The sequence below is a fragment of the Gaetbulibacter sp. PBL-D1 genome (assembly GCF_050509525.1).
Lineage (GTDB): Bacteria > Bacteroidota > Bacteroidia > Flavobacteriales > Flavobacteriaceae > Gaetbulibacter_B > Gaetbulibacter_B jejuensis.
Window position 1 is genome coordinate 1 of record NZ_JBNWKB010000010.1, and the last position, 16,690, is coordinate 16,690.

Genomic DNA, 16,690 nt, shown 5'->3' on the forward strand with positions numbered 1-16,690 from the left:
CATTTGAATTGTCAATTTTGACAAGTCTATCGAGAAAGTTATTAGTTGCTTTTCTGAGTATATCAATTACTTGCTGGTCTGAAGAGTTAAGTCCACGAGCTTCCCAATTTTCAGAATTCTCATAAATGTCTGAATTTTTAATCTCGTTTACCGTTTTCAAAAGTTTATCGTTATTCATGTTTTTTCAGTGTTGTCCTTTTTAGTTTAAAAAAGTTTAGCTGCAATAAGCTATAAAAGTTGCTATCTAAAGTACTTTTATGTTAAACATTGTCTGATAATATACACCAAGAACTATAGCTAATCTATTATCAAATTCTTTTAAATCATATTCACTTGCATGTAATAAACTTTTCTTGGCAAGTTTTGGACTGTATCGATACTTAGTATTTACTATTAAAAAATTTCTAATCCCTTCTGCTTTTGTTGAAAATGCAATACATTTAGAAAATTGTTCGTTCAATTTAATCCTAATTGGATTCATTGAATCAACATTGAATAACCTCTTTTCCATCTCCATGTCTTTTCCCGAGCGATTGGACTCTGTCCACAAATTCAGATTACGGATTTTTAATTCCAGTGAATCTTTGAAAAAATCTTCTGACAGTTTTTTGTCACTCCAATCAGAAATAAATTCAAAATAAGCTGCTTCATTGGAAAGCTCAGGATATTGTTTTTTTAATTTAAGTTCAAACAATCGAACTGAATTCTCCAAAACATCCCGTTGTTCACTTTCATAACATTTTTTAGATGAAATATTTTTTTCTGTTTTACATGAAAGAAGTCCCAGAAATAATATGATTATTAGTTTTTTCATATTAAAATCAACTTTATAAAAATATAGATTGCTTTAATAATCAATATCTATTTAAAATTGTTGCTATTTGTTGTTAATAGTCTTTTAATTTAAAAAAAGTTTAGCCGAAATGAGCTATAAATCTTGTCAGCAACTGTTTTTTAATTCAGTTAGTTCATTTATTATATTTGGAAAATTAGTTGGGTTAAATTCAAATTCCACTTTAATAAAATCTGAATAGTCTTTTTGATGAGGGCTTCTTTTTTCAACTTTCAATTCGACTAATAAATGTCCAAGGTTGTCAATATTCCTGAATCTCAAATAAAATTCGTTTGGACTCATACTTTCCAATTTCTCGTCTCCAGTTCTGTTTTTTTCCATTTCAGTTAGCTTTTGAATAAAAGCTTCTAAATCTGATAACGCAATCCAAATTGGTCGATCAAATTCAGCATTTAATTCCTCTGTCACTAAATTTATTTTCAAGCGACAACTTGGGTAATTTGCAGTCTCTAAATCAGATATGTTTAGTTCTATTTTTCGAGTTCCTGTTTCGTTTTGTATCGTCATTCACAAATAGTTAATCTTCTTTTGAGTTTAAATAATAAGCAATAATTCAACACTAGGGTTATCGTAAGCAAGATAGAATTAGTAATGAATTTTATACAGTATTGCCAACTTTTTCTTATACAGATCATTAATTTTTTAAATTCAAAATATTGTTAATGATTTTTTTAAGATTATTGAGATATTGAACTATCCTGTTCCTGTTTATTGTAAACTTTAGGTTCTATTTCTTGCATATTTGATTTTTTTTGTTCGAGATACTCTGATTGTGACTCTGTATTTAATTTAATTATTGTTGTAAAATATGCAGTTAATAATGCTACTATGAAAGCAATAACAATTCTTATAATTTCTGTCGCTAATGGATTTCTTTTAATTAGATTAGAATCTGGATTCAATGAAATATCAAAATCTATTCTTGTTTCGTTTCCTGATTTTTCTTTTTTATACTTTCCAGAACTTGTTATTTTACTGGCCACATCCTTTATATCAATATCTTTTAGGTGTTCTTTATTACCTGTTACTTGTGTAAGTGCGTATCTAACACCACAGTGTCCTTTCTTTTCTTTGTGGATTTTATTTTTAATGAATTTAATAGCCTCATTCTTTTTTAAATCATCCATATATAAAACATTAAGTTAAGGCTCGAATTACTTTCGTTCCTTTTAATTACATTAGCAAATGTAATACTTACAGCTGTTCAAAAACAGCTAAAAATCAACCTTTTAATGCAATTTTATTAACATATTTGTTTTATTAATCCATCTTAAGCTTTTGTAGCATTTCGTTGGTAATAGGTTCGGTATAAATACCATAACCGTTTACCAATTGTCCTTTTAAACCATACTTTTCAGATGAAATAGCATACAGTATACTATTATCTCCTGGATCGCTCATGCCTTCAAAACGGAAGTACTCGTCTATTTCAAACTCATTATGAAATACTGTATACTCACCATTTCTACACTCAATACAGTTTTGCTTAAGGTTAAAGTCTTCAACATAGCCTTCTTCGCGTAGTGCGTTCATAGCTTGACTTAAGGTTTCAAAATCTCTCATAATTTTATGTTTTAACTTGTGTTATTTTAACGCAGACTCAACAACAATTTCTCCTGTAATCATTTTTTCAATAGGACATTTTGAACCCATTTGTAAAAGTTTTTGGCGTTGTTCATCGTCAAGGTTACCAATGAGCTCGATCTCCTTTTTAAACGTTACCGTTTGTGTGGTTATATTGCGTTTAAAACCAACATTTACAATTACTTGTTGTAAATCCCATTCCTTTCTATTGGCATACATCCTGATAGTCATAGCAGAACATGCAGCTAATGACGACTCTAACAACTCGGTTGGTGTTAAGCCTAAATTTTGTCCGCCAACCGATTCTGGCTCATCGGCAGTTATAATATGATTTTTAGCTTGAATTTCGGTTTTATAAAGTTGTGTGCCAATGGCAGCTGATACGGTTTTCATTGTTGTTTATAGGTATTATTAATGTAATTCAACTTATATTTCATCTTCGATTTCATTTTCAATGAAAATATCATCCTCCAAAGCGTTTTGGTTCTGGTAAAGGAATACGAACGGTTTCGGTTGGTACACTAGGGAATTTGTTGTCCTTCCAATCTTGTTTGGCTTTTTCAATAAGCGCTTTGTCTGAAGCCACAAAATTCCACTCAATAAAACGTTCTTCTGGAAATGCTTCACCACCAAAAATATACACGGTTGAATTAGCTTCAATTTCAAAAGCACAAAGTGTCGCGTCTTTAGCTACCAAAAGTTGTTTAGGTCCATAGGTATGACCATCGCTAGTAATGCTACCTTCTAGAATGTAAAGCGCGCTTTCGCCAAATAAATGTTCGCCAATGGAAACGGTTTTGGTTTCGGTTGTTTTAATTTCGATAAAATACAACGGACTATACACTGGCACAGGCGACTGCTTACCAAAGGCTTTACCTGCTATGAGTTTAAATTGCACGTTGTTGTCTGTCCAACTAGGAATGTCGTTTGCAGAAACGTGTGTAAACGATGGTTCGCATTGCTCATGAGCTTTTGGTAAAGCCACCCAAATTTGTAACCCATGAAGCATTTTTTTAGAATCTCGTAAACGGTCTGGTGTTCGCTCGGTATGTACAACGCCTTTTCCTGCGGTCATCCAGTTTACAGCACCAGGAGTAATTTCCATAGCTGTTCCTAAACTATCACGATGCATTACAACTCCTTCAAACAAAAAGGTTAAGGTAGATAAACCTATATGCGGATGCATAGCAATATCCATATTATCTTGGTCGCTCATACAAGCTGGTCCCATGTGGTCAATAAAAATGAATGGTCCTACCATTCGTTTTTGACGAAATGGTAACAATCTACCAACAATAAAATTGCCTATGTTAGCTGCGCGTTCTTCAATTATTAATTTGGTATTAGACATAATTTATGTTGTGTTTAAAATTTATCATAACCCTTAAATTTTGGGTTTACATTTGTGTGTGGTTTCTAACTTCAAAAGGTGCTGGAATGTCTTATTTTGCTAATGACACAGCTAATCCTAGCACAGCAAATATGCCTCCGCCAACCATTCCGCCTATTCCAATTGATATAGCATCTTTTAAGCTTATTTTTTTGGAATCGGTCATGATATTTTACTTTTTTGGATGATTAGCCTAATATAGTTTTTTTATACCTAATACGTATAATAAAATTTTCTCATCAAAGAATCTTCTTCTCAAAACACACGCTATTTTCTACTCCTTCGTATTGACCGTAATTAGAAATAATGTTATAACCGTTGCGTTTGTAGAGTGCAATTGCCTCTGGTTGTTTAATTCCTGTTTCTAGCTTGCAAGAGGTATAACCCAATGTTTTGGTCCATTGTTCTAGAGCTTTTAAAATTGTAGTAGCAATCCCTTTACCGCGTTGTTCAGGAAATACAAACATTCGTTTTACTTCCATTGAGATATCATCTAAAGGTTTTATGGCGCCACAACCTACTGCATGATTACCATGATAAGCTACAATGCAATGTTTTAAGGCTTCGATACCATTAAACTGATTGTAAAACTCGTGGTCGTCGCCATCACGAATTTTTAAATCGGCATCTAAATGACTGACTAATGTTATAAAGTCTGAATGTGAAGCGTCTGTATGCTTTAGAGTGATTTCCATACTTTAAAGCTACAAAACTTTTGTTATTAATTGGTTGTTAAACTTTTTACAAACTCTAAATGTTTGCTGTTTGCCATTCCATTAGGATTACAACCTAGTTTTCCTTCAGGAATTTCAATACCTAATTCTTCATAATGCTTAATCCAACCTTCGTGAAATACTTTGTTTTCAGGGTTTTTAAAAGTCATAGGCTCTAGCTCAAAAATAGCATCTTCTTTAAACACTTCGTAGATATATTCTGAACAATAGAGTCCGTCGTCTTCTAAAATATATGTGGTGTTATAAGGTTGACCCAAAAATGTTTTGGCACGATTGAGCGCGTTTTCAACCTGATTTGAAGTTATGTTTTTAATTCTGTAAAAATCTGCAACATATTTTACAGTATCAGTTGCTTTCATAAAGGCTTCAAGAGGTTCGTAAACGACACCTTTACCTAAATCGGAATGATAGATGTAAATTGAACCATCTACCACATCACAAACACCAATGTGGCTATAGTTTGTTGCTTTTTGAGTTTGCGTTACATTATTAATTGCTTCAGAGAGCGAACTGCTTGTTGCGCTTCTAAAAACAATATCTCCTGATTGTATTTTGTTTGAATCACTACACGCAAAAACAAAACTTAAAATGAGAACTAGAAAGCTTAACCGTTTCAATACTTCTAAATTAATTTACTTACAATGTCTTTAACTGGTAAAATAGCGTTGGTATGTTCTATACTTGGTCCTGCAACCCAAACCGTTTTATAAGTGGCTTGTTGTGCTGCTTTTTCAGTGGCTTTCATACCAATATAAAAACGGACCATTTTCACCCATTTTTTAAGCTTTCGGTTTTTGTTAAGCATACGTTCTAACCAAGGTGATTTGGTGCCTATTTTTTTTACATAAGGTGTATTAATTACTGTACAAGGTGTTCCTGAAATACGTTCGGTCATAACAATATCATCAGCACCATAATCTACACAAGCTTGTTTGTACTCATTAGTAACTCCTGCTTCTTCTGAAGCAATAAACGGACTACCTACTGAAACACCAGCTGCTCCATAAGCTAACATAGTATCAACATCGGCTTTAGTTCCTACTCCACCTGCTGAAATAACAGGAATAGATAAATTATCGTTTAACGTTTTTATAAGTGTTTGCGGATCTATATTACCACGATGTCCACCAGCTTGATTATTTACAGCCACAACAGCATCAGCACCTAAACTTTCAACTTTTTGACCGAATTTTAAATCAGTTATATCACAAAAAACTTTAATTCCTACAGCATGTGCTTGATTGATGGTTTCTTCAGGACTTCCTAATGAGGTTAAAATAAAATCGCAACCTTCTTCGCACAATACACGCAGTTGGTCTTTAGCTTTCGGATTAGATTTATTCACTATCAAATTAAAACCAAACGAACCGCCTTCTACTTTTGCTGCTTTTAATTCTTTAATTGCTGCTCGTAACTCCTCTAAAGTTCTGTAGTTCAATGCTGGAATACAACCTGCAATACCACATTTCATAGCTTCTTTAACCATTGCTACATTAGACACCAAAAACATTGGCGCCATAATAATAGGGTGTTTTATATCTAATAACTCTGTTAGCTTTGTGCTCATTGTTTGTATATTTTGTCTAACAAATATACTACATTTTTATTATGCATGCATAATATTTTAAGTGAATTATAAAGCAAGCAAAAGAAAAAAAACACCCTATTGGTTAAGTTCTTATTTTTCTGGACTGATAATCTGTGGATAGTAATTTTTAAGAAATTCTTTTTGTCTAGCTATCATCTGTTCCCTTAACTTATCTAACTCCATTAAATCCATTCCAAAGTTACTATCAAAAAAAGTATCGTTGAAAAAGCGTTGGTTAAAAAGTGAATCTTGAGAAAAAATAGCACCAAAATTATCATCATTAAATTTTGAAAAGCTAGAATGAAATTTTGATTTAAAAGATTCTATTATACTATCTCTGTCTAAAGAAGACAAATTATTTAAATGGCTACTAGAAGACCATGAATAAATGCTATCATACTTAATTAAGTTTCCGTGTTCATCAAACTCTTTATCTACCTTCCAGCTGCCTTTTGGTTTATCATTATTAACATGCTCTTTTAAGTTGCTTAACTCTTTTTTCTCCTCTGAATTTTGTCCATTACAACTTACACACCATGAAAATAACACGAGTAAAAACATATACTTCTTCATAACTAAAAGCCTTAAAAAGTTAAACAAAACTGTATTAAATTCAAGAAGAGATTGTCTATGAACCTCTTCTTGAATATAGTATTAAAACTCTAGAAAAAACACTTAAGATATTTTAATAGTCCTAGCCGGTTTTTGTTTGGCTTCTTCTTTTTTAGGTAAAAGAATATTTAAAATACCTTCTGTGTAGCTTGCTTGGATTTTATCCTCATCTACTGTTTCAGGTAATGTGAAGGTGCGTTTAAATGATGAGTAACCAAACTCTCTACGCGTGTAATTCGCTTCTTTTTGTTCATTTTCTTGCTTTACTTCAGTAGATATTGATAAAACTTGATTGTCTAAATCTATTTGGAAATCTGATTTTTTAAGTCCAGGAACAGCCATTTCAACATAATAAGCTTCTGCTGTTTCTCTAATATTTACCTTTGGTAAGGTAACTCCTGTATTAAAGTTGGAAGTGAAAACCGAAGGTAGTTCTCTATTAAATAAATCATCTAACCAATTAGACCATGTTGGGAAGTTTAAATTTGAATTTGTAGTTGCTAAACTTCCATTTTTTGGAACAGTTACTAAATTGCTCATAATTAAAAAATTTAAGTTAAACATTATTTCAAATTTGAAATCTAATCTGATTTCATGATGCTATATTTCAAAAAAAATACCAAAATGAATATTTGTCATTTATTTTAACATTTCATTTGCTAAACCAACTGATTTAAAAAACTTTACTCACAAAAATATTGTCAATTTGACATTTTAAACATGCTGATAATTAGTTAGTCTATAATGAACTACCCAAGCTTATAGTAACCACATTTTAAGTAAGCACCTTCTGGAAATCCAATTGGATGGTCGCTATCGTGTTGAGTTTTTAACTGTAATTGAAATGGTCTGCCTGCTTGTTTTAAAGCTTGCGAATTAATATCAAAAAAGGCTTGATACTGAACTCTTGACGAACAAGAAGCCAATACTAACATGCCTTTTTTAGCAGTTAACTGTTCTCCCAACACAGCTAATTGCGCATACTTTTTCTTTGCTAATCCTATTTCTGATGCTTGTTTGGCAAAACTTGGAGGATCTATCACTACTACATCAAAGGTTTTACCCACATTAATCAGTTTTTGCATTTCGTCAAAAGCATCGCCTGCAATGGTTTTATGAATCCCTGAATAGGTGTTTAGCTTTCCGTTTTCAATAGCAATTTCTAGGGCTTGCTCACTAATATCTAAACTTGTCACTTCTGTAGCACCATTAGCCAAAGCGTGCACCGAAAATCCGCCAGCATACGAAAACACGTCTAACACTGTTTTACCTTGACTTAACTCACCTACGCGTTTTCGGTTTTCGCGATGATCTAAAAAATAACCCGTTTTATGACCTTTAATAACGTTTGCCGAAAAATTTACACCATGTTCTACAAACTGAACAACTTCATTTTCTAACGTTCCAAAAACTACATCGCCATCTTTTAGTTGGTGTGCTTTGGAGTTTTGTAATCCACGACTTAATCTAATGACAACCGTTTTGGCTTGTGCTGTTTCTTGAAGCATTGGTAATAGGGTTGCTAAATAGGGTAACCAAATTTCAGAGTATAGTTTTACGACCAAAACAGATGCATAAACATCAGCAATCAAACCTGGGAAACCGTCATTTTCTCCAAATAATAAACGGTAGCTATTGGTTGTGGTTTCTAATAAATCTAATCGTTTTTCAAAAGCGGTATCAATCTTTTGCTTAAAAAACGCTGTATTAATTTCAGCTTTTTCCATGCCACTATGTAGCATTTTAATACGAATTGGTGATGACGCATCGTACAAGCCTAAACCAATAACTTTATTTTTATTCTTATTGAAAACAATTGCCAAATCACCTGATTTTGCATCGTCATTTATCTTAACAATACTGTTAGAAAACACCCAAGGATGCGCGTTTAAAACAAACTGCTCGCCTTTTGCTGTGAGTTTAACAGCTAATCGTTTAGGTTGATACGCTGATTGAATTTTTGGTGAAAATGGCATATATAATTTTTATATAAAAGTAAGTGTTTGAAAATAAAAAAAACAATCAAGCAGATGATTGTTTTTTACATAATATGTGTTGAGTTTCGTAAAATTTCCTAGATAAACCCAGAAAATGAAATCCTTATAACTCCTGCATGATTTCAGAAAAAATACGATATGACGCAACCCTATCTTGATGGTCGTAAATATGCGAAACAGCAATTAACTCATCTACTTTGGTATCTTCTAAAAATTGCTTTGTTTTAGATTTTACTGTAGCCTTATCTCCTATAAAGCTATACTGTGTCATTTGCTGTACTTTAGGATGGTTAATAACATCTCGCATTTCTGGCGTTATAACACTTGGAGCTTTTACATAATCGATATTTCCTGTAAGTACACCCAAAATCATTTGATACATTGATGACGATAACGCATCTGCCATCTCATTAGTTTCGGCTGCAATTACACCAATTCCTGCCATAGTATAGGGTGTTTTTAAATATGCAGAAGGCTTAAAGTTTTGACGATAAATGTTTAGAGCTTCTTTTAACTGTGCTGGTGCAAAGTGACTAGCAAACACATAAGGCAGTCCTTTTTTTGCAGCAACATAAGCACTATCTGTACTAGAACCCAATATATATAACGGCACATGTACACCTTCCGAAACATATGAACGAACTTTACCTCTGTAAGAACTTGTGAAAAAATTCTGAATTCGACTCACTTCATCAGGAAATTGATATACAGCTGTCATTCTATCAGACCTGATAGCTTGAGCTGTTTCCTGATCGGTTCCTGGAGCACGACCTAAACCCAAATCAATTCGATTAGGATATAAGTTACCTAAAGTACCAAACTGTTCTGCAACAATTAGTGGCGAATGATTAGGCAACATAATACCACCAGAACCTACACGTATTTTTTCTGTACCTCCTGCAATGTGACCAATTAACACTGAAGTTGCTGAACTTGCAATACTTTTCATATTATGATGTTCGGCAAGCCAAAAACGATGATATCCCATTTTTTCAGCTTGTTGTGCTAAATCTAAACTGTTAGCAAAAGTATCTTGAATGGTTGTATTTTCTGCTACAGTGGCCAATTCTAATATAGAATAAGGAATTTGTGTTTTCATATTTTTTTTGGGATAAAAAAGCGCAACCATGACTGATTGCGCTTTTTCAAATGTTATGTAAAAATTTTTGAGATGCTGAATCAAGTTCAGCATGACAGCTTCGAACTTATTTCACTTCTTCGAAATCTATCTTTCGACAGAGCCTGTATCGAGCTTGTCGAGATGCTCAAGACGGGCTACTTGACTTCTTCGAAGTCTACGTCTTCTACATCGCTACCTTCGTTAGATGCACCTGCACCACCTTGAGGTTGCTCTGCTCCTGCTGCACCTTGTTGTGCTTCAGCTTGTGCTTTGTACATTTCTTCGCTAGCTACTTTCCAAGCTTCATTTATTTTTTCTAAAGCTGGATCAATTACAGCGATATCTTTTGTTTCGTAAGCTTTCTTCAATTCTTCAAGAGCTTCTTCAATTGGTTTCTTTTTATCATCAGATAATTTGTCACCAAATTCTTTTAGCTGACTTTCAGTTTGGAAGATCATAGCGTCAGCACTGTTTAATTTATCAGCAGTTTCTTTTGCTTTAGCATCAGCTTCAGCATTTGCTTCTGCTTCTTGCTTCATCTTTTGGATTTCATCTTCTGTTAATCCTGAAGACGCTTCAATTCTTATATCTTGAGATTTACCAGTTGCTTTATCAGTTGCAGATACTTTAATGATACCATTAGCATCAATATCAAACGTTACTTCAATTTGTGGAGTACCACGTTTTGCTGGTGGAATACCATCTAAATGGAAACGACCAATTGTTTTGTTATCTGCTGCCATAGGACGCTCACCTTGTAATACGTGAATTTCTACTGATGGCTGATTGTCTGCTGCTGTTGAGAATACTTGACTTTTCTTTGTTGGAATAGTTGTATTCGCTTCAATTAACTTGGTCATTACGTTACCCATAGTTTCAATACCAAGAGATAATGGTGTTACGTCTAATAAAAGTACGTCTTTTACATCACCTGTTAATACACCACCTTGGATTCCAGCTCCTAATGATACAACTTCGTCTGGGTTTACACCTTTACTTGGTTTTTTACCAAAGAATTTTTCTACAGCTTCTTGTACTGCAGGAATACGTGTAGAACCACCAACTAAAATAACTTCGTCAATATCACTTTTACTTAAACCTGCTGCTTTTAATGCAGACTCACATGGCTCAATCGTACGTTTTACTAAATCGTCAATTAATTGCTCAAATTTAGAACGTGTTAATGTACGTACCAAGTGCTTTGGTCCGCTAGCTGTAGCTGTTACGTAAGGTAAGTTGATTTCTGTTTGTGCAGAAGATGATAATTCAATCTTTGCTTTTTCAGCAGCTTCTTTAAGACGTTGTAAAGCCATTGGGTCTTTACGTAAGTCCATTCCTTCTTCAGCATTAAATTCATCTGCTAACCAGTTAATGATTTTTTCATCAACATCATCACCACCTAAATGTGTATCTCCATCTGTTGATAATACTTCAAAAACGCCATCTCCTAATTCTAGGATAGACACGTCATGTGTACCACCACCAAAGTCAAATACTACGATTTTTTGGTCTTGTCCTTTTTTATCTAATCCGTAAGCTAAAGCAGCTGCAGTTGGTTCGTTTATAATTCTACGAACTTTTAATCCTGCGATTTCACCAGCTTCTTTTGTTGCTTGACGTTGTGAGTCATTAAAGTAAGCAGGCACTGTAATTACAGCTTCACTTACATCTTGACCTAAATAATCTTCAGCAGTTTTCTTCATTTTTTGAAGAATCATTGCTGATAATTCTTGAGGTGTATATAAACGACCATCAATATCAACTCTTGGTGTATCGTTATCACCTTTTACTACTTTATAAGGTACGCGTTCTGCTTCATTTTTTGATTCAGAATATTTGTTACCCATAAAACGCTTGATAGAATAAACCGTTTTTGTTGGGTTTGTTACTGCTTGACGTTTTGCTGGGTCACCAACTTTAATTTCACCACCTTCTACGAAAGCGATTACAGATGGTGTTGTACGCTTACCTTCTGCGTTAGGAATTACAACTGGCTCATTACCTTCCATTACAGAAACACAAGAGTTTGTTGTACCTAAATCGATTCCAATAATTTTACTCATAATTTATTTTTATTTGTTTTTAAGATTTCCGCTTTCGCAGAAATGTTGTGTTCTAATTTTAATTCGGTTTGTATAAGTCAATGATTGTGCCATGACAAAAAATATGACACGATGTCACTTTTTATAACTTTAATTTTACACATTATTATATTGGGAATGCTCCAAATGTGAGTATATTTGACGCACTAAAACGATTTCGTGAATGGAGTGTATTTCGGTTTTTGATATGCTAAAAATAGGCGTTGGTCCTTCAAGCTCTCATACTTTAGGTCCTTGGCGCGCAGCTGAACGCTGGATTAAAGAATTAAAAGACAAAAACAGGTTTGATAAAATTGAAAAAATTGCTGTTGACCTGTATGGTTCTTTATCCTTAACAGGAAAAGGACATGCTACTGACTATGCGGTTATGCTAGGTTTAAGTGGTGCTGATCCTGAACGTATTCCTGTTGACACCATTGATGTCATTATTGCATCAATAAAAAACACCAACACCCTTTTATTCAACAATGAAAAGCCTTTAGAATTCAACCCAAAAACTGAAATTACTTTCAACAGAAAGTTTTTACCGTTTCATGCCAATGCTTTAACGTTTACTGCTACTATAAATGGTAGAAATTATAAATCTACCTACTACTCTATTGGAGGCGGATTTGTTGTACAAGAAGAACGAAAAACAGCCAAAGCCAATAAAATCATTTTTTACTGCACATTTCCGTATCCTACTGAAACAGGAGTTGATTTACTTAAGTTTTGTAAAGACTTAAATCTACCTATTTCTGGAGTGGTATTGGAAAATGAAAAGTCTATTAATGATGAAAACCATATCGATTCAGAGTTAAGCAGAATTTGGAACACTATGCTAGAATGTATGTATGTAGGTTGTCATACAGAAGGAAATCTTCCTGGAGGATTAAATGTGAGACGTCGCGCTTATGATATGCACCAAAAACTTAAAGGTGATTTACCTTATCAATCTCCTGAAGAATGGCTACAAGTTATTAGAAAAACCGAAGTAAAGTTTCGACAAATATTAAAATGGGTAAGCTGCTTTGCACTTGCTGTAAATGAAGTAAACGCCTCATTAGGTCGCGTGGTTACTGCACCAACCAATGGTAGTGCTGGTGTAATACCTGCTGTATTGATGTATTATATGGTAATTGAAAACCATGAAGCAGATTTTGAGCACATCAAACGATTTTTACTAGTTGCAGGAGAAATTGGCAGTATCTTTAAAAAAGGAGCCACTATAAGTGCTGCAATGGGAGGCTGTCAAGCCGAAATTGGAGTATCATCAGCAATGGCTGCTGGAGCTTTGTGTGAATTACTTGGAGGAACTCCTGAACAAGTTCTAGTTGCTGCCGAAATTTCTATGGAACACCATTTAGGGCTAACTTGCGACCCAATTGGTGGTTTGGTACAAGTCCCATGCATAGAACGCAACTCTATGGGAGCCATAAAAGCGATTAATGCTGCAGAATTAGCTTTAGATACTGATCCTAATAATGTAAAAGTTCCGCTTGACAAAGTAGTAAACACGATGTGGGAAACCGCTAAAGACATGAATTCCAAATACAAAGAAACCAGTGAAGGCGGTTTAGCAGTTGGTGTAAATTTAGTGGATTGTTAATCTTTCCTTATTTGTAGACTGCTCCATTGATAAAAATTCATTAAAACTCATTATTTTTACAGAAATAAACAAACTATAATCTTATGTCAGTAGCTAAAAAAGAATACAAAAGAATTACCGTAAAGTCTTTAATAGAGATGAAACAAAACGGAGAAAAAATCTCCATGCTTACTGCTTATGATTATACCATGGCAAAAATTGTTGATGGTGCAGGAGTTGATGTTATTTTGGTTGGTGATTCTGCTAGTAATGTTATGGCAGGACATGAAACTACACTGCCAATTACTTTAGATCAAATGATATACCATGCCTCTTCGGTAATTAGAGCTATAAGCAGAGCTTTAGTGGTTGTAGACTTACCTTTTGGTAGTTACCAAAGTGATCCTAAAGAAGCGCTACGCTCTGCCATTAGAATTATGAAAGAATCAGGAGGTCATGCCGTAAAATTAGAAGGTGGTAAAGAAATTAAAGAATCTATAAAGCGTATACTGAATGCTGGAATTCCTGTTATGGGACATTTAGGTTTAACACCTCAATCTATATACAAATTTGGAACTTACACAGTAAGAGCTAAAGAAGAAGAAGAAGCAAAAAAATTAAAAGAAGATGCTTTAATGCTTGAAAAAGCAGGTTGTTTCGCCATTGTGTTAGAAAAAATACCTGCAAAATTAGCAAAAGAAGTTGCTGAAAGTGTTAGTATTCCTGTAATTGGTATTGGAGCTGGAAATGGTGTTGATGGTCAAGTACTAGTGGTTCATGATATGTTAGGAATGACTCATGAGTTCCACCCACGTTTTTTACGTCGCTATATGAATTTATACGAAGAGATGACAACATCTATTTCGCAATATGTAGATGATGTAAAATCGGTTAATTTTCCTAATGACTCTGAGCAGTATTAAGTCTTCAGTAAGCAGTAAGCAGTAAGCAAAAATATTCGTGTATTAGTGACTGAGAAACTTCTTTCCAATAAAAACAATCTTCAAGTACTTTATGAAGACAATCACATTATTGTGGTTAATAAACGTGCAGGTGATATTGTACAAGGCGACAAAACTGGAGACAAGCCTTTAAGTGATGTTGTAAAAAGCTATATTAAAGATAAATACAACAAACCTGGAAATGTGTATTTAGGGGTTGTACATCGTTTAGACAGACCCACAACAGGAATTGTATTGTTTTCAAAAACCAGTAAAGCACTCCCAAGGCTTAACAAGCTATTTGCTGAGAAAAAAACTAATAAAACTTATTGGGCTTTAGTTAAAAACCAACCACCTAAACAACAAGATACGTTAATTCATTGGCTGCGTAAAAATCCTAAAAACAATAAGTCTACTGCTTTTATAAAAGAATCTTCAGATAGTAAAAAAGCTATCTTACATTATAAAATCTTGAAGCAACTTGACAATTATTTCTTGTTAGAAATTGAACTAGAAACAGGTAGACATCATCAAATTCGTTGTCAATTAGCAAGTATTGGTTGTCCTATAAAAGGCGACTTAAAATATGGTTTTAAAAGAAGTAATCCTGATGCAAGCATTAGTTTGCATGCTAGACAACTAGAATTTACTCATCCTGTAAAAAAAGAAGCCATTTCGGTTATTGCGCCTTTACCAAAAGATACTATTTGGGACGCTTGTCTCTAACCTAAAGGGTAAGTTAAGGTTAAAGTAACCCCTTCATTAGGTTTTGAATATATATCAAACTTAGCATTAATTAATTCTGCTCTACTTTTCATATTTATCAGTCCAGAGCCTTTTTCAGCAGATTTCATGTCAAAACCTTTACCGTCATCAGTTGCTGTTATAATTAGTTCTTCAGGTTGATAGTTGAGCGTTACTTTTAAGTTTTGAGCTTCGGAATATTTAACTGTGTTTGAAAAAAACTCTTGTAGAATTCTAAATACAATTATTTCATGCTTTTTATCGCTAAACTCTTTTCTTTTTCCTTTAACTTCCAATTCAGTTGATGAAAATTTCATCCGCTTTAATCGGTTAAGTTCATTACTTACAGAGTCTTCAAAACCCATATTTAGTAATACTTCATTGTTTAAAGACTTTGAAAGTGCTCTAACTTCTTTAAGACTATCTTTAACTATGTTTGACGTTTCGTCAACTTTCCCCTTTATGTTTTCAGGAACTAATGCTCCTAGCATATTCAGTTGCATATTAGCATAAGACAACAACTGACCTACATTATCATGCAACTCCCAACCTACATGCTTTAAGGTTTGCTCTTGTATTTCGGTTTGAGCTGTTGCAATTTCTTCATCAAACGCCTGCTGTTGCGCTATTTTGTCTAGTAAGAGTTTATTTTTTCGCTTTTGAAACACTATAAAAAAGACAACGATAAATCCGCATAAAATAAAAAGTACAAACACCATATAAATCAACAAATTCCTTTCAGCAGAAGTTGATATTGGTTGTTGTTCTTGTAAAAAAATCATTAAAAAATTAGTCATAATCAGGGTTTGAAACTATAAGACCTACAGTAAAAGTCAAATACATTAATGAAATTGCAAATAAGTTAATATACCCTCTTAAATTAACATAATCCATATCTGCTACTCTAAAATAAGGCTCAAAAAAAGCCAAAGGTGTTTTTACTAACCAAAAAACAAGAATAGTGCAACTGATATAAAAATTCAGTGATTTATAAAATTTTAAAATTTTATCACTTTGTAGCATTTCAAAAAAATAATAAAACACACACAGCATAATTATTACTGCTCCTAAAACACTAATTGAAGGAATAGAAGTTTTGAAAAAATCAGGTAGAGTCAAAATGATAATACAAAGTGAAGCAATTAAAAATAAAGCAAGCGCTATTTTCAAAGTACTTTTAGCCCTTTGATTAGTGAGAATCTTGAGATAATACCACACAAAAAACACAATTGCCCCTAAGCTCCAACATATTGTATACCACCAATAGTTTTTTTCTAATAAAGTACCTAGTAAAAAACTAAAAATTCCATCTCTAACCCAAAAAGTATAGCGTCCTATAACACCAAACGCCACCACATAAATTAAAAAGTAAATAAAGTATTTAGCAGCTGTATGACGGTATCTTTTATATAAGATTAAACCCGTTACAGCTGCTATTATTTCTACCACTAAGTAGAG

Annotated in this window: 19 protein-coding genes; 3 read left to right on the forward strand and 16 right to left on the reverse strand. The window is 33.4% G+C overall.

The features are described 5' to 3' along the window. Window positions 1–244: 244 nt before the first annotated feature. The 14 genes from ACQ0RB_RS09705 to dnaK all read right to left on the reverse strand — a co-directional run bounded on the left by ACQ0RB_RS09705 (window position 245) and on the right by dnaK (window position 11,941). Window positions 245–814, reverse strand: coding sequence for a hypothetical protein (locus tag ACQ0RB_RS09705; RefSeq protein WP_430498133.1), 570 nt, complete (start codon window positions 812–814; stop codon window positions 245–247). 126 nt (window positions 815–940) lie between these two features. Further along, entirely contained in the window at window positions 941–1,360 is a 420-nt protein-coding gene (locus ACQ0RB_RS09710) for a WapI family immunity protein (RefSeq protein WP_430498135.1), read from the reverse strand. A 170-nt stretch (window positions 1,361–1,530) separates the two neighbouring features. Beyond that, entirely contained in the window at window positions 1,531–1,980 is a 450-nt protein-coding gene (locus tag ACQ0RB_RS09715) for a hypothetical protein (RefSeq protein ID WP_430498137.1), read from the reverse strand. A gap of 133 nt (window positions 1,981–2,113) precedes the next feature. Beyond that, on the reverse strand, window positions 2,114–2,416 hold the full coding sequence (locus ACQ0RB_RS09720) for a phosphoribosylpyrophosphate synthetase (RefSeq protein ID WP_131506972.1): 303 nt from the start codon (window positions 2,414–2,416) through the stop codon (window positions 2,114–2,116). Between the two features lie 21 nt (window positions 2,417–2,437). After that, entirely contained in the window at window positions 2,438–2,830 is a 393-nt protein-coding gene (locus ACQ0RB_RS09725; RefSeq protein ID WP_131506974.1) for an OsmC family protein, read from the reverse strand. Between the two features lie 70 nt (window positions 2,831–2,900). Further along, the gene (locus ACQ0RB_RS09730) at window positions 2,901–3,788 is read right to left on the reverse strand and encodes a pirin family protein (RefSeq protein ID WP_430498139.1); all 888 of its coding nucleotides are present in this window, start codon (window positions 3,786–3,788) and stop codon (window positions 2,901–2,903) included. 278 nt (window positions 3,789–4,066) lie between these two features. Continuing rightward, window positions 4,067–4,522, reverse strand: coding sequence for a GNAT family N-acetyltransferase (locus ACQ0RB_RS09735; protein ID WP_430498141.1), 456 nt, complete (start codon window positions 4,520–4,522; stop codon window positions 4,067–4,069). Between the two features lie 26 nt (window positions 4,523–4,548). Further along, window positions 4,549–5,178 carry a YiiX/YebB-like N1pC/P60 family cysteine hydrolase gene (locus ACQ0RB_RS09740; RefSeq protein WP_430498143.1) on the reverse strand — a complete coding sequence of 210 codons (630 nt, stop codon included), beginning with the start codon at window positions 5,176–5,178 and terminating at the stop codon, window positions 4,549–4,551. A gap of 5 nt (window positions 5,179–5,183) precedes the next feature. Further along, entirely contained in the window at window positions 5,184–6,128 is a 945-nt protein-coding gene (locus tag ACQ0RB_RS09745; protein WP_332006936.1) for an NAD(P)H-dependent flavin oxidoreductase, read from the reverse strand. 111 nt (window positions 6,129–6,239) lie between these two features. Then, complete coding sequence (locus ACQ0RB_RS09750) at window positions 6,240–6,722, reverse strand: hypothetical protein (protein WP_129760256.1); 483 nt, start codon at window positions 6,720–6,722, stop codon at window positions 6,240–6,242. 102 nt (window positions 6,723–6,824) lie between these two features. Beyond that, complete coding sequence (locus tag ACQ0RB_RS09755) at window positions 6,825–7,301, reverse strand: Hsp20/alpha crystallin family protein (RefSeq protein ID WP_430498146.1); 477 nt, start codon at window positions 7,299–7,301, stop codon at window positions 6,825–6,827. A 209-nt stretch (window positions 7,302–7,510) separates the two neighbouring features. Further along, entirely contained in the window at window positions 7,511–8,737 is a 1,227-nt protein-coding gene (locus tag ACQ0RB_RS09760; RefSeq protein ID WP_430498148.1) for a class I SAM-dependent rRNA methyltransferase, read from the reverse strand. A 124-nt stretch (window positions 8,738–8,861) separates the two neighbouring features. Further along, complete coding sequence (locus tag ACQ0RB_RS09765) at window positions 8,862–9,857, reverse strand: LLM class flavin-dependent oxidoreductase (protein WP_430498150.1); 996 nt, start codon at window positions 9,855–9,857, stop codon at window positions 8,862–8,864. Between the two features lie 176 nt (window positions 9,858–10,033). Further along, window positions 10,034–11,941: a molecular chaperone DnaK gene (dnaK, locus tag ACQ0RB_RS09770; protein ID WP_134199172.1), complete on the reverse strand. Its 1,908-nt coding sequence runs from the start codon at window positions 11,939–11,941 to the stop codon at window positions 10,034–10,036. A gap of 202 nt (window positions 11,942–12,143) precedes the next feature. On the opposite strand from dnaK, the gene ACQ0RB_RS09775 reads away from it, so the two are divergent. From ACQ0RB_RS09775 to ACQ0RB_RS09785, 3 genes are all read left to right on the forward strand, one after another. After that, entirely contained in the window at window positions 12,144–13,568 is a 1,425-nt protein-coding gene (locus tag ACQ0RB_RS09775) for an L-serine ammonia-lyase (protein WP_430498152.1), read from the forward strand. Between the two features lie 83 nt (window positions 13,569–13,651). After that, entirely contained in the window at window positions 13,652–14,470 is an 819-nt protein-coding gene (panB, locus tag ACQ0RB_RS09780; RefSeq protein WP_129760262.1) for a 3-methyl-2-oxobutanoate hydroxymethyltransferase, read from the forward strand. 45 nt (window positions 14,471–14,515) lie between these two features. Beyond that, entirely contained in the window at window positions 14,516–15,214 is a 699-nt protein-coding gene (locus ACQ0RB_RS09785; protein ID WP_430498154.1) for an RluA family pseudouridine synthase, read from the forward strand. Here ACQ0RB_RS09785 and ACQ0RB_RS09790 read toward each other — a convergent pair. Together ACQ0RB_RS09790 and ACQ0RB_RS09795 are read right to left on the reverse strand one after the other, a co-directional pair. Then, a complete protein-coding gene (locus ACQ0RB_RS09790; protein ID WP_430498156.1) occupies window positions 15,211–16,029 on the reverse strand; it encodes a sensor histidine kinase in 819 nt (272 codons plus the stop codon). The genes ACQ0RB_RS09785 and ACQ0RB_RS09790 overlap by 4 nt on opposite strands. Then, complete coding sequence (locus ACQ0RB_RS09795; protein WP_430498157.1) at window positions 16,022–16,681, reverse strand: hypothetical protein; 660 nt, start codon at window positions 16,679–16,681, stop codon at window positions 16,022–16,024. Before ACQ0RB_RS09795 ends, ACQ0RB_RS09790 begins: the two co-directional genes overlap by 8 nt. Window positions 16,682–16,690: the final 9 nt, after the last annotated feature.

Excerpts from the sequence above, each read along its gene's own strand:
- ACQ0RB_RS09705 (WP_430498133.1), bottom strand. The coding sequence starts at position 814 with ATGAAAAAACTAATAATCATATTATTTCTGGGACTTCTTTCATGTAAA.
- ACQ0RB_RS09710 (WP_430498135.1), bottom strand. The coding sequence starts at position 1,360 with ATGACGATACAAAACGAAACAGGAACTCGAAAAATAGAACTAAACATA.
- ACQ0RB_RS09715 (WP_430498137.1), bottom strand. The coding sequence starts at position 1,980 with ATGGATGATTTAAAAAAGAATGAGGCTATTAAATTCATTAAAAATAAA.
- ACQ0RB_RS09720 (WP_131506972.1), bottom strand. The coding sequence starts at position 2,416 with ATGAGAGATTTTGAAACCTTAAGTCAAGCTATGAACGCACTACGCGAA.
- ACQ0RB_RS09725 (WP_131506974.1), bottom strand. The coding sequence starts at position 2,830 with ATGAAAACCGTATCAGCTGCCATTGGCACACAACTTTATAAAACCGAA.
- ACQ0RB_RS09730 (WP_430498139.1), bottom strand. The coding sequence starts at position 3,788 with ATGTCTAATACCAAATTAATAATTGAAGAACGCGCAGCTAACATAGGC.
- ACQ0RB_RS09735 (WP_430498141.1), bottom strand. The coding sequence starts at position 4,522 with ATGGAAATCACTCTAAAGCATACAGACGCTTCACATTCAGACTTTATA.
- ACQ0RB_RS09745 (WP_332006936.1), bottom strand. The coding sequence starts at position 6,128 with ATGAGCACAAAGCTAACAGAGTTATTAGATATAAAACACCCTATTATT.
- ACQ0RB_RS09750 (WP_129760256.1), bottom strand. The coding sequence starts at position 6,722 with ATGAAGAAGTATATGTTTTTACTCGTGTTATTTTCATGGTGTGTAAGT.
- ACQ0RB_RS09755 (WP_430498146.1), bottom strand. The coding sequence starts at position 7,301 with ATGAGCAATTTAGTAACTGTTCCAAAAAATGGAAGTTTAGCAACTACA.
- ACQ0RB_RS09760 (WP_430498148.1), bottom strand. The coding sequence starts at position 8,737 with ATGCCATTTTCACCAAAAATTCAATCAGCGTATCAACCTAAACGATTA.
- ACQ0RB_RS09765 (WP_430498150.1), bottom strand. The coding sequence starts at position 9,857 with ATGAAAACACAAATTCCTTATTCTATATTAGAATTGGCCACTGTAGCA.
- dnaK (WP_134199172.1), bottom strand. The coding sequence starts at position 11,941 with ATGAGTAAAATTATTGGAATCGATTTAGGTACAACAAACTCTTGTGTT.
- ACQ0RB_RS09775 (WP_430498152.1), top strand. The coding sequence starts at position 12,144 with ATGGAGTGTATTTCGGTTTTTGATATGCTAAAAATAGGCGTTGGTCCT.
- panB (WP_129760262.1), top strand. The coding sequence starts at position 13,652 with ATGTCAGTAGCTAAAAAAGAATACAAAAGAATTACCGTAAAGTCTTTA.
- ACQ0RB_RS09790 (WP_430498156.1), bottom strand. The coding sequence starts at position 16,029 with ATGACTAATTTTTTAATGATTTTTTTACAAGAACAACAACCAATATCA.